Annotated in this window: 10 protein-coding genes; 7 read left to right on the forward strand and 3 right to left on the reverse strand. The window is 72.2% G+C overall.

What is annotated here, in order from left to right:
• The first annotated feature begins 2 nt into the window (after positions 1 to 2).
• The 7 genes from OO52_RS21600 to OO52_RS21630 are packed head-to-tail and all read left to right on the forward strand — an operon-like array spanning position 3 to position 7,690.
• Positions 3 to 1,028, forward strand: coding sequence for an NAD-dependent epimerase/dehydratase family protein (locus OO52_RS21600; protein ID WP_030645254.1), 1,026 nt, complete (start codon positions 3 to 5; stop codon positions 1,026 to 1,028).
• Entirely contained in the window at positions 1,016 to 2,299 is a 1,284-nt protein-coding gene (locus tag OO52_RS21605) for a DUF4910 domain-containing protein (RefSeq protein WP_030645255.1), read from the forward strand. Before OO52_RS21600 ends, OO52_RS21605 begins: the two co-directional genes overlap by 13 nt.
• A complete protein-coding gene (locus OO52_RS21610; RefSeq protein WP_030645257.1) occupies positions 2,296 to 3,624 on the forward strand; it encodes a membrane protein in 1,329 nt (442 codons plus the stop codon). Before OO52_RS21605 ends, OO52_RS21610 begins: the two co-directional genes overlap by 4 nt.
• Positions 3,621 to 4,568: a glycosyltransferase family 2 protein gene (locus OO52_RS21615; protein WP_030645259.1), complete on the forward strand. Its 948-nt coding sequence runs from the start codon at positions 3,621 to 3,623 to the stop codon at positions 4,566 to 4,568. The genes OO52_RS21610 and OO52_RS21615 overlap by 4 nt, the downstream gene beginning before the upstream one ends.
• Positions 4,565 to 5,791 (forward strand): polysaccharide pyruvyl transferase family protein, encoded by a 1,227-nt coding sequence (locus tag OO52_RS21620; protein ID WP_030645261.1) that lies wholly within the window; start codon positions 4,565 to 4,567, stop codon positions 5,789 to 5,791. The genes OO52_RS21615 and OO52_RS21620 overlap by 4 nt, the downstream gene beginning before the upstream one ends.
• Positions 5,788 to 6,339, forward strand: a complete 552-nt coding sequence (locus OO52_RS21625) for a dTDP-4-dehydrorhamnose 3,5-epimerase family protein (RefSeq protein WP_030645263.1) — start codon at positions 5,788 to 5,790, stop codon at positions 6,337 to 6,339. The genes OO52_RS21620 and OO52_RS21625 overlap by 4 nt, the downstream gene beginning before the upstream one ends.
• Before the next feature lie 7 nt (positions 6,340 to 6,346).
• Positions 6,347 to 7,690, forward strand: a complete 1,344-nt coding sequence (locus OO52_RS21630; RefSeq protein WP_051818434.1) for a glutamate-1-semialdehyde 2,1-aminomutase — start codon at positions 6,347 to 6,349, stop codon at positions 7,688 to 7,690.
• Positions 7,691 to 7,697: 7 nt separating this feature from the next.
• On the opposite strand, the gene OO52_RS21635 is transcribed toward OO52_RS21630, so the two are convergent.
• The 3 genes from OO52_RS21635 to OO52_RS52805 form a co-directional block, all read right to left on the reverse strand.
• Positions 7,698 to 8,417 carry a phosphatase PAP2 family protein gene (locus OO52_RS21635; RefSeq protein WP_051818436.1) on the reverse strand — a complete coding sequence of 240 codons (720 nt, stop codon included), beginning with the start codon at positions 8,415 to 8,417 and terminating at the stop codon, positions 7,698 to 7,700.
• A 96-nt stretch (positions 8,418 to 8,513) separates the two neighbouring features.
• Positions 8,514 to 11,006 carry a phospholipase D-like domain-containing protein gene (locus tag OO52_RS21640; protein ID WP_030645268.1) on the reverse strand — a complete coding sequence of 831 codons (2,493 nt, stop codon included), beginning with the start codon at positions 11,004 to 11,006 and terminating at the stop codon, positions 8,514 to 8,516.
• Positions 11,007 to 11,192: 186 nt separating this feature from the next.
• A complete protein-coding gene (locus OO52_RS52805; RefSeq protein ID WP_245240319.1) occupies positions 11,193 to 11,534 on the reverse strand; it encodes a hypothetical protein in 342 nt (113 codons plus the stop codon).
• Positions 11,535 to 11,893: the final 359 nt, after the last annotated feature.

An 11,893-nucleotide genomic window follows, 5' to 3' on the forward strand; every position in this document is an offset into this window, starting at 1 on the left:
CCTTGCGCGTACTGCTCACCGGACACCAGGGCTACCTGGGCACCGTCATGGCCCCGGTCCTCACGGCCGCCGGGCACGAGGTCGTCGGCCTCGACGCCGGCCTGTTCGCCGACTGCGTCCTCGGTCCGGCGCCCGCCGACCCGCGGGGGCACCGGGTGGACCTGCGCGACGTCACGGCCGACCACCTGGCCGGGGTGGACGCCGTGATCCACCTGGCCGCGCTCTCCAACGACCCGCTGGGATCGCTGGCGCCGGAGCTCACCTACGACATCAACCACCACGCGTCCGTACGGCTGGCCCGGCTGGCCCGCGACGCCGGGGTGCGGCGCTTCCTGTACGCGTCGACCTGCTCCGTCTACGGCGCCGCCGGCGGCGACGACCTGGTGGCCGAGGACGCCCCGCTGCGCCCGGTGACGCCGTACGCGGAGTCCAAGGTGCGCGTGGAGGACGACCTGCACGAGCTGGCGGACGGCGACTTCACCCCGGTGTACATGCGCAACGCCACCGCCTTCGGCTACTCCCCCCGGCTGCGCGCCGACATCGTGCTCAACAACCTGGTGGGCCACGCACTCCTGTCCGGCGAGGTCCTGGTCCTCTCCGACGGCACCCCCTGGCGCCCGCTGGTGCACGCCGCCGACATCGCACGGGCCTTCTCGGCGGCGCTGACCGCGCCGCACGAAGCGGTGCACGACCGGGCGTTCAACATCGGCAGCGAGACCAACAACGTCACCGTCGCCGAGATCGCCGGGCAGGTCGCCGAGGCGGTGTCCGGGGCGAAGGTGGTGATCACCGGGGAGACGGGTGCCGACCCACGGTCGTACCGCGTGGACTTCTCCCGCTTCCGCGCCGCGGTGCCCGGCTTCGACTGCGAGTGGACGGTGAAACGCGGAGCGCTCGAACTGGCCGACGCCTACCGGAATTTCGGCCTGACCCGGGAGGACTTCGAGCAACGCTTCACCCGCCTCGCCGTGCTGCGCGCGGCGTCCGAGTCCGGCGCCGTCGACGACACCCTGCGGTGGCGCCCGTGACCGGGACCGGCGAGGAGATGTACGCGCTGGTGGAGCGGATGTACCCGCTGTGCCGGAGCATCACCGGCGACGGTGTGCGCGCCACCTTGGACATCGTCGGGGAGTACATCCCGCTCCACAGGCACGAGGTGCCGACGGGCACGCAGGTGCTCGACTGGACCGTGCCGCAGGAGTGGAACATCCGCGAGGCGTACATCGCCGACACCGCCGGGAACCGGGTCGTCGACTTCGCCGACTCCAGCCTGCACGTGCTCGGCTACAGCGTGCCGGTGTCGGCGACCATGCCGCTGGCCGAACTGCGCGGACATCTGCACACCCTGCCGGAGCACCCGACCTGGGTGCCGTACCGCACCAGTTACTACAAGGCGGAGTGGGGGTTCTGCCTGGCCCAGGAGACGCTGGACGCGATGCCGGACGGCGACTACGAGGTCCTCATCGACTCCACCCTCGCCGACGGCCACCTCACCTACGCCGAGCACGTGGTCCCGGGGCAGGTCCCCGACGAGGTGATCGTCTCCTGCCACGTCTGCCACCCGTCGCTGGCCAACGACAACCTGGCCGGCATCGCGGTGGCGACGTTCCTGGCCCGGGCGCTGGCCCGGCGGACGCCGTACTACACCTACCGGTTCGTCTTCGCGCCCGGCACCATCGGGGCGATCACATGGCTGGCCCGCAACGCGGAGCGGGTGGACCGGGTCAAGCACGGCCTGGTGCTGGCCTGCGCCGGTGACCCGGGCCGGCTGACGTACAAGCAGAGCCGGCGCGGCGACGCGGAGATCGACCGGGTGCTGCGGCACGTGCTGACCGCATCCGAACGCCCGCACCACGTCACCGAGTTCACTCCGTACGGCTACGACGAGCGGCAGTACTGCTCGCCCGGGTTCGACCTCGGCGTGGGCTCGCTCACCCGGACCCCGTACGCGGGCTATCCCGAGTACCACACCTCGGCGGACGACCTGGACTTCGTCTCCCCGGAGGCGATGGCCGACACGCTCGCCGTCTGCCGCGAGGCGTTCGCCGTCCTCGACCGCAACCGGCGGTACGTCAACCTCAGCCCGTACGGCGAACCGCAGTTGGGACGACGGGGGTTGTACGACGCGCTGGGCGGCCGCAGCGACACCAAGCAGGCCCAGATGGCCATGCTCTGGGTGCTCAACCTCTCCGACGGCGAGCACAGTCTGCTGGACGTCGCCGAGCGGTCCGGGCTGCCGTTCGACACCGTCGCCGCCGCGGGCGACGCCCTGCTCGGCGCCGGGCTGATCAAGGCATGACGCCGATGACCACCGAGGGGGAGAATCCGCGGGCAACGGCGCCACCGGCGACCCGGGCCACAGACGCCCGGCGGACCGCCCGGCGGGCCGTCGCCGGCCGGCTGTCCTGGGGGCTCGCCGACCAGGCGGCCTCCAGCATCAGCAACTTCGCGGTGGGTATCTACGTGGCCCGCTCGCTGGGGGTGACCGCGTTCGGCGCGTTCAGCCTCGCCTGGGTGACCTACGGCGTGGTGCTCAACGTCTCCCGCGGCCTGGCCACCGACCCTCTCGTGGTGCGTTTCAGCGGCGTGCCGGACGCGTCCTGGCGCGGGGCGGTGGCCCGTTCGTCGGGTACCGCGCTCGGCGTGGGCGCCGCCATCGGCGCGGCGTGCCTGGCGGTCGGGCTCGGTCTCGGCGGCCGTGTGGGGCCCGCGTTCGCCTGCCTCGGCGTCCTGCTGCCGGGGCTGCTGCTGCAGGACGCCTGGCGGTTCTCGTTCTTCGCCGCCGGCACCGGGCGCAAGGCGTTCGTCAACGACCTCGTGTGGTGCGTCGCGCTCGTCCCGGCCATGGTCGTGGCGGCCCACGTGGGCACCGTGGCCGCGTTCGTGGTCGCCTGGGGAGCCTCCGCCGGGGTGGCCGCCGTGTTCGGCTGCTTCCAGTCCGGAATCCGGCCCGAGGTGAGCGGGGCACGCGAGTGGCTCCGCGAGCACCGCGACCTCGGCTACCGGTACCTGGCCGAGAACACCTGCCTCAGCGGCGCGAGCCAGCTTCGGGCGTACGGGCTCGGCGCGATCGTCGGGGTCGGCGCGGTGGGCGCGGTGCGCGGTGCCGAACTCCTGATGGGCCCCTTCCTCGCCGTGCTGATGGGACTGTCGCTGGTGACCGTCCCGGAGGCGGCACGGGTGCTGCGGCAGGCCCCGCACCGCCTCGGCACGTTCTGCCTGCTGCTGGGCGGCGGGCAGGCCGTCGCCGCGCTGCTCTGGGGCGGGTCGCTGCTGCTGCTGCCGGAACGGCTCGGCGACCTCGTGCTGGGCGGCGTCTGGCACTCCGCCTCGCAGCTCATCGTGCCGATCACTCTCAGCGTCGCCGGTGCGGGCCTCGGCACCGGCGCCGCGGCCGGGCTGCGCGCGCTCGGCGCGGCCCGGCGCAGCCTGCGCTCGCAGCTGTTCGCCTCCGCCTGCTACGTCGGCGGCGGGCTCGGCGGGGCGGCCGTCGCGGGCACGGTCGGCTCGGCCTGGGGCGTCGCCGCCGCGACCGTCAGCGGCTCGGCCGTGTGGTGGCTGCACCTGCGGTCCGCCCTGCGCGAGCGCCACCACGACTCCGTTCCCGAAGTGAGGACCCCATGACCGACCGACCCAGGCTGAGCATCGGCCTGCCCGTCTACAACGGCGAGGAGTACCTGGCCGAGTCGCTCGACGCCCTGCTCGGCCAGACCTACGAGGACTTCGAGCTGGTCATCTCCGACAACGCCTCGACCGACGGGACCGAGGACATCTGCCGCAAGTACGCCGCGCAGGACTCGCGCATCCGGTACCTCCGGCTGCCCCGGAACGTCGGCGCCACGCCGAACCACAACCACGTGTTCGCCGAGTGCCGCGGCGAGCTGTTCAAGTGGGCCTCGCACGACGACCTGTACGCCCGGGACCTGCTGCGGCGCTGCGTCGAGGCGCTGGACGAGCGGCCGCACGTGATCCTCGCGCACGCCGACCAGGCAGTCATCGACGGCGACGGCCAGGTGAAGGTCCCGTACGAGTACACGCTCGCCACGGCCTCGCCGCACGCGCCGGAGCGCTTCCGCAGCATGCTGTTCGAGCCCGGTGGCGACGACTTCTACGGGGTGATCCGGGCCGACGTGCTGCGCCGGGTGAAGCCGATGGACAGCTATCACCACGCGGACCGCACGTTCGTCGCCGAGATCGGCCTGCACGGGCCCTTCCACCAGGTGCCGGAGCTGCTGTACTTCCGCCGCGACCACCCCACCCGCGCCGAGCGGGCGAACCCGTCCAAGCGCTCCCGGTGCGTCAACCTGGACCCGCGCCGGGCGGGCCCGCTGCACCCGACGCCCCGGCTGCTCGCCGAGTACGTCTGGGGTTTCGTCTCGGCGATCCGGCGGGCGCCGTTGTCCCCGGCCGACCGGCGCGAGTGCTACCGCCACCTGGCCGCGTGGATGGCCAGCCGGGCCCGGCCGGACGCCGGTGAACGGGTCGAGGACCGCGCCCCGGTCGACCCGGCCAAGCTCACCGTCTCCGTCGACGCCCTCGTCGCCGGCCGTGAGGGGAGGCGGGCATGAAGGCCGCGCCGCGTGTGGGGGTGTTCGGCCTGCTCGGCTCCGGCAACCTCGGCAACGACGGGTCGCTGGAGGCCGTGCTCGGATACCTCCGCGCCGAGCACCCGGACGCGGTCGTGGACGCGCTGTGCGGCGGACCCGAGGTCGTCGCGGCCCGGTTCGGCATCCCCGCGACGCGGCTGCACTGGTACCGCGGGGAGTACCGGACCGCGTCGCGTGCGGGCGCGGTCGCGGCGAAGGGGCTGGGCAAACTCGTCGACGTCTTCCGCACCGCCGCCTGGGTGCGCCGGCACGACGTGGTGATCGTGCCGGGCATGGGCGTCCTGGAGGCCACGCTGCCACTGCGGCCGTGGGGCTTCCCGTACGCGCTGTTCCTGCTCTGCGCGACCGGCCGGCTGCTGCGCACCCGGGTCGCGCTGGTGAGCGTCGGCGCCGCCGAGATCGGCAACCGGCCGACCCGGGCCCTGGTGCGCTGGTCGGCGCGGCTGGCCGCGTACCGGTCGTACCGGGACGACCGGTCCCGCGACGCGATGCGGGCGATGGGCGTGGACACCGCGGGCGACGAGGTCTACCCGGACCTCGCGTTCGCCCTGCCGACGCCGGGGACGAGCGCGCCCTCGGGCTCGCCGGGCCCGGTCTGTGTCGGTGTCATGGACTTCCACGGAGGCAACGACGACCGCGCACGCGCCGAGGAGATCCACCGGCGCTACCTCGACGGGACGATCCGGTTCGTCCGCGCGCTGGCCGAGGAGGGCAGGCCGGTCCGGCTGATCACCGGCGACGAGTGCGACGCGCCGGTGGTCGCCGCGATCCTCGACGCGGTGGACTCGCCGCTGGTCACCGCTGCCGAGGCGTCCTCGCTGGCCGACCTGATGAAGGAGACGGCGGCTGCCGACACCGTGGTGGCGATCCGGTACCACAACCTGATCTGCGCGCTGAAGGCCGGCACCCCGACCCTCGCCCTCAGCTATGCGGCGAAGAGCGACGCGCTCATGGACCGGATGGGCCTCGGCGCGTACTGCCACCCGGCCCGCGAGGTCGACGCCGACCGGCTGCTCCGGCAGTTCCGGGCGCTGGAGAAGCGATCGGCGGAGCTGCGGCGGATCCTCGCCGAGCGGAACCTGGCCGCCGCCCGGCGACTCGAGCACCAGTTCACCGCCTTGACCACGGCCCTGTTCCCGGCGACCGGCCACGCCGACATCCCAGCCCGGCAGGAGGCCCCATGAAAGCGACCGAAGTCAAAAAGATCGCCGGCGCGTACCTGTTCGAACCGACGCCGTACGCCGACGAGCGCGGCTTCTTCTGCCGCACCTTCGACGCCGACGTGGTCCGCTCGGTGGGCGTCGACCCGAACGCCTTCGTCCAGGACAGCGTGTCCCGCTCGCTCCGGGGCGTGCTCCGCGGCCTGCACCTGCGCTCCGGCGCCGGCGAGGCCAAGCTGGTGCGGTGCTCGCACGGGAGGATCTTCGACGTCGTCGTGGACCTGCGGCCGGACTCGCCGACCTACCTGGGCCGCGCCTTCTTCGAACTGTCGGGCGAGACGCAGGCGACCCTGTACGTCCCGGCGGGGTGCGCGCACGGCTTCCAGGCGCTCACCGGAACCGCCGACACCTCGTACCGGATCGACCGCCCGCACGATCCGGCCGAGGACGTGACCATCGCCTTCGACGACCCGGAGCTCGCCATTCCCTGGCCGCTGCCGGTCACATCGATGTCCCAGCGGGACCGGGAGGCGCCGAGCCTCGCCGAGGTCCTCAAGCGCACGGAAGGGTGAAGTCGGCTTGGACACCGAACACACCGGAGCGAACCCGGATTTGCTCCTGCCCCGGTCGCGGGCGGCGAACGAGCGGCTGCACGCCCTGATCCCCGGGGGCGCGCACACCTACGCCAAGGGCGACGACCAGTACCCCGAGAACCTGGCCCCGGTCATCAGCCACGGCCGCGGTGCCCACGTGTGGGACATCGACGGCAACCGCTACGTCGAGTACGGCTCCGGGCTGCGTTCGGTCAGCCTCGGCCACGCCCACCCCCGCGTGACCGAGGCGGTGCGGCGGGAACTCGACCGCGGCAGCAACTTCGTCCGGCCGTCCGTGGTGGAACTGGAAGCGGCGGAACGCTTCCTGGCCACGGTGCCGACCGCGGAGATGGTGAAGTTCGCGAAGAACGGCTCGGACGCCACCACCGCCGCGGTGCGCCTCGCCCGCGCCGCCACCGGACGCCCGCGGGTGGCGGTCTGCGCCGACCATCCGTTCTTCTCCGTCGACGACTGGTTCATCGGCACCACACCGATGTCCGCGGGCATCCCGGAGTCGACCAACGAGCTCACCGTGGCGTTCCCCTACGGCGACCTGGCCGCCACGGAGGAACTGCTCACCCGGTACCAGGGCGAGGTCGCCTGCCTGATCCTGGAACCCGCCACCCACACCGAGCCGCCGCCCGGGTACCTCGCCGGTCTGCGCGAACTGGCCGACCGGCACGGCTGCGTCCTGGTCTTCGACGAGATGATCACCGGCTTGCGCTGGTCCGAGGCGGGCGCCCAGGGCCTGTACGGCGTCGTCCCCGACCTCTCCACGTTCGGCAAGGCGCTGGGCAACGGGTTCGCCGTCTCCGCGCTGGCCGGGCGCCGCGAGCTGATGGAGCGGGGCGGGCTGCGTCACCCCGGCGACCGGGTGTTCCTGCTGTCCACCACGCACGGTGCGGAAACGCACTCGCTGGCCGCCGCGATGGCCGTGCTCACCACCTACGTCGAAGAGGGCGTCACCGCGCGGCTGCACGCGCTCGGCGAGCGGTTGGCCGCCGGTGTCCGCGCCGCCGCGGCCGGCATGGGCGTCGGCGACCACGTCGTCGTCCGGGGCCGGGCCAGCAACCTGGTCTTCGCCACCCTCGACGAGAAGGGGCAGCCGTCGCAGGAGTACCGCACCCTGTTCCTGCGCCGGCTCCTCGCGGGCGGGGTGCTGGCCCCGTCGTTCGTGGTGAGCAGCGCGCTCAGCGACGCCGACATCGACCACACCGTCGAGGTGGTGGCCCAGGCGTGTGCGGTGTACCGGAAGGCGCTGGACGCCGGTGACCCCACGCCCTGGCTGGGCGGGCGGCCGGTGAAGCCCGTGTTCCGCCGACTGGCCTGACGTGGCGTCAGCCGCCGTCTCGCCGGCCGGCGCCGGCCGCCCGCCCGGCCAGCCGGTCGGCCGTGCGGTCGACCAGCCACGCGGTCACCGGTACCACCGCCAGCGCGGTGCACCAGCCGCCGAGCGCGTCGGTCGGGTAGTGCGCGCTCAGGGCGACCTCCGCCCAGCCCATGGCGGCGCCCGCCAGCAGCGCCGCGGCGAGCACGAGTGACGCGCCGGCCGTCCTGCCGAGGCCGGGCCGGCCGGCCGCGAGCAGTGCCACCGCGTAGGCGAGCGCGGTGGCGAAGGCGGTGTGCCCGCTCGGGTAGGACAGGTTGTCGTCGCCGTGGATGGTGCGTCCCACCACGTGCTTGAGCAGCGTCACCGTCCCTACGGCCACACCGACGCCGGCGACGACGAGCACCGCCCCCCGAGGACGCCGCAGCAGCAGGCAGCCGGTCACGGTGGCCACGACCAGCATCACCGCTCCCACGGGCTCCCCCAGGAAGTCCATGGTCAGGGCGGCGTACCGCCACGGCGGCCGCACACTGTCCGCCGTCGGCCGGACGAGCCACCTGTCCACCCTGCCGGGCTCGCCGTGACCGGCGTACAGGACCCCGAGCACGACGACCACCAGCGCGGCGAGGACCGCGACCGGCCCGAGCGACACGCGCAGCGACGGGGGCAGCACCGCGGGCGCCGGCCGGCCGGTCCCACGCCCGGGCTGCTGCCGGTGCCAATCCCCCACCAACGAGCCCCCCGTCGTGTCCGACCCCGGCCCGCGCGGGAGCCGTCGGCAACACTACCGCGCGGGACTCGGAGGGGGGATGGCACTGCGCGGGACTCAGGAGTTGCTGAACGCGTCCCGCAGCCGCATCTCGTTGAAGCCGTTGCCGTCGTAGTCGTCCGAGTACGTCAGCGCGAGCCGGCCGGTCGAGGCCAGGGTCACGGCCGGGCCGCCCTGGCCGCCGCCGGTCACCACGTTCATCCGGTAGGCGGGGAGCCTGCCGGTCGTCGTGCCGTCCGCGTTGAAGCCGCGGGCCCACACGTCGTCCTTGCCCGCGTACACGGTCCCGCCGATGTTCACGTCGAAGGCCTCCTTCCACGCGACCACGAAGCTGCCGTCGTCGGCGACCGCGACATCGGCGACGTCCTGGTCGGAGATCGGCCGCTGGCCGTCGACGTACGGGCCGCTGCTGGTGCCGTCCTCGGTGGCCCGCTGCTCGGCCGCCGCGGCGCTGCCCGTCGCGGAGAAGACGCGGTCGTAGACCCGCTGCGGCCGCACCAGCGTGCCGGTGCCGGTGGTGTACTCGTCCGTCCACGCCACGACGAACCGGCCGTCGCCCGCCGACGCCACCGCGGGAACGGTCTGCTGCCCGTCGGTGAGGGAGTTGGCCACCTTGCGGGCCACGGCGAAGCCGCCCGAGGTGTTCAGCTTCGCGAGACCGATGTTGAGGCCGCCGTTGCCGTCCGCGTCCTCTTCCCAGACGATCGCGGTGTTCCCGGCGTCGTCGATCGCCGCGTCGGGGCGGCGGTTCGACCCGGCCGCACCCGAGTTGATCGTGCTGACCTGGACGTCCTGGTAGCGCAGCGTACCGGTCCCGGACCAGCTGCTCGCGTAGACCTGGTTGAGCGTGGAGCCGTCGGCCGTGCTCTCCCAGGCGACGGTGTAGGAGCCGTCACCGGCCACCGCGACCGTCGGGCGCAGCTGGTCCCCGCTGCCCGAGGCGTGCGGGCGCGGCAGCGCGGTCACCGTGCCGTTCGGGGCCACCTTGACCACGGCGATGTCGGCGAACTTGTTGCCGTCGTCGTCCTTGGCCCACGCGACGATCGCGTTGCCCTGGTCGTCCACGCCGACGTCGGGCTTCTGGTGCGACCAGGTCGCGTTGCCGGCGGTGCCGCTGTTGCTCAGCAGCTTCTCGTTCCACAGCGGGACGCCGTCCTTGTACATGCGGATGTACACGTCGGTGCCCAGCTCGGTGTCCGAGGAGTCGTGCCGGTCGCCCTGCTCGTACACCACCGCGGTGTAGACGGACGAGGTGCCGCCGGAGGCGATGGCGCTGTAGTGCTGGTCGCCGTCGGTCTGGACGTTGACCCGCGAGTAGTGCTGGGAGGTCGAGCCGTACTTCGAGGCGTCGATGTCGACCGCGCCCGAGCGCACCTTGTTGAAGTTGGCGACGTAGGCCTGGTAGACCGTCGGGTCGTCGATGCGCAGCAGGGTCTCGTCGTTCGTCTTCAGCGAGCCTGCGGTCCAGTTGTGGGAGCCCGTGTACACGTGCTGCACCTTGGTGCCGTCGGACTTCGTCCACTCCGTCAGCAGGTACTTGGAGTGGGTGGTGCCGTGGTTGCAGGAGGCGGTCGCCGAGGACTTGTAGCGGCACCCTCCGGGGCGGTTGCCGTAGGCCGCGATGTCGAGGGCGGTCAGGTCGTTGACGCCGTCGTTGCCGCCGCCGTTGCTGAGGTCGCGGACGTTCGCGTCGACGCTGCACCCCTGGGACCGCTTCGCCTGGAGGGCGTCGTAGACGGCCGGGCGGGTGGTCCGCTGGTCGAGCTCGGCGGCCGAGATCCTGATCTTCCCGTCGATCGAGCAGTCGACCTTGTCGATGAACGAGGCGAGGATGTCGGCGTTGCCGTAGTGGCTGGCGTCCGAGGCGGTGTCGCGGGGGAAGAAGAACGCCTCGACGGGAGAGCTCGGGTCACCGGTGGTGTAGTCGTACGTGGTGTGCGAGCTGTCGCCGGCGTGCTTGATCTGGTCGTTGAAGTGCGCGCGGTACCGGGAGGCGAGGGTCGCGTTGTTGGACACGACGACCGCGTTGTTGATCTCGCCGTCCTGGCCGCCCGCGAGGTTCTGCGAGCTCTGCCAGACCACGTTCGTGCGTCCGTCGGTGAGCGCGTCGAACACGATGTACTTGTCGTGGTCGATCGCGTTCGTGTCGCCCGAACCGTTGCCCAGACAACCGCGGGAGCACCAGGTGAGGCTGGAGTTGCCCGTCAGCGTCAGACTGTCCAGGTCGCTGCTGCCCCGGTTCGCGGACTCCGAGATGATGCGCAGCGTGACGCCACGGCTCTGGGCGGCGGTGAGCTTCGCCCGCAGAGTCGAGCTGCTGAACCAGTACATGCCCATGTACAGCGTCGAGTTGGGCGCCGCGAGATCGATCAGGTCACCGACCGAGGTGTTGATCGAGGAGTCGTAGGTCGTGGGCGTGGGGTAGTTGAACACCGCGGTGTAGTTCCCGGAGACGACGGTCTCCGCGTGAGCGGTGGCCGGAGCGATCAGTGCCGCACCGAGGGCGAGGGGGGCGGCGAGTGCCGCCAAGCGCCGTATCTGTCTGCCCATCTGTTTCCCTTGCTTCACATGTGAGTTGAGGAAACGCCATCTTATGGCGCGCCTGTTCACGCTCTTGATCGCCGGTCGACAGGTCAGCGCGAGGTGCCTGGGACCCCATGGGTACCGGTGGGGAGTCATGAGGCGCGCAGCTCGATGCTCTCAAGGCCGCTGTCAGTCCACTCTGTGCGCCGGCGGCTACGCCGGATCCAGCACGGGCCTCGTGGGGAGCCCGCCGTTCTTCTCGCAGCGCAGTTCCTTGGCCATGGCCAGTGAGAAGGAGTGGGCCACGGTCGCGTAGGCGTCCTTCAACGCCTTGATGTCGCCCTCGGGTTCCTTCGGCATACCGCCGCGCTCCACGCCGATCACGATGTGGGCCGCTCCCGACGAGCCGGCCAACTTGTCGCTCCTGCATGCGAACTGGACGTTCGCACTGTCCGCCGCCGCCAGGGCCCGCTCCCCCATCTTCAGAACGGTGAACTTCGGGGCGGGGGTGCCCGTCGGGGCGCCGTCGACCTTCCTCCAGGTGATTCTGAGCACGAAGTCCGGCGTGCCGATAGGCGTGTGAACACGGCAGGCGTCCCCGCGATACCGCTCGGGATCCCAGAATGCCTCGACAAGGTCCGCCGCGGCCCGCGCGACGGTGTATCTCTCCGCCGACGCCTCGAACCGCGACGACCCCGTCTCCGTCCCCTCCACAGCCGGCGGCCCCGAGAAACAACGAGCCGGCCACGGCCACGGAGAAAAGTCCCCCGCGTGCCGACCTACGATTGATCACTGTCCGCATCCTCACGTGTCCTCGGTCACGTCCGCTGGAGTGGTGTATCGACGGCCACTCGGTGATCTCGTTTTGAGGCTATGCGGTGAGTTCGGTGGGCAGGACGGTGTCGTCGGTTTCT

Origin of the sequence: Streptomyces flaveolus, assembly GCF_000716535.1 — a bacterium.
GTDB classification, from domain to species: Bacteria; Actinomycetota; Actinomycetes; order Streptomycetales; family Streptomycetaceae; genus Streptomyces; species Streptomyces flaveolus_A.

Excerpts from the sequence above, each read along its gene's own strand:
- OO52_RS21610 (WP_030645257.1), top strand. The coding sequence starts at position 2,296 with ATGACGCCGATGACCACCGAGGGGGAGAATCCGCGGGCAACGGCGCCA.
- OO52_RS21615 (WP_030645259.1), top strand. The coding sequence starts at position 3,621 with ATGACCGACCGACCCAGGCTGAGCATCGGCCTGCCCGTCTACAACGGC.
- OO52_RS21620 (WP_030645261.1), top strand. The coding sequence starts at position 4,565 with ATGAAGGCCGCGCCGCGTGTGGGGGTGTTCGGCCTGCTCGGCTCCGGC.
- OO52_RS21625 (WP_030645263.1), top strand. The coding sequence starts at position 5,788 with ATGAAAGCGACCGAAGTCAAAAAGATCGCCGGCGCGTACCTGTTCGAA.
- OO52_RS21640 (WP_030645268.1), bottom strand. The coding sequence starts at position 11,006 with ATGGGCAGACAGATACGGCGCTTGGCGGCACTCGCCGCCCCCCTCGCC.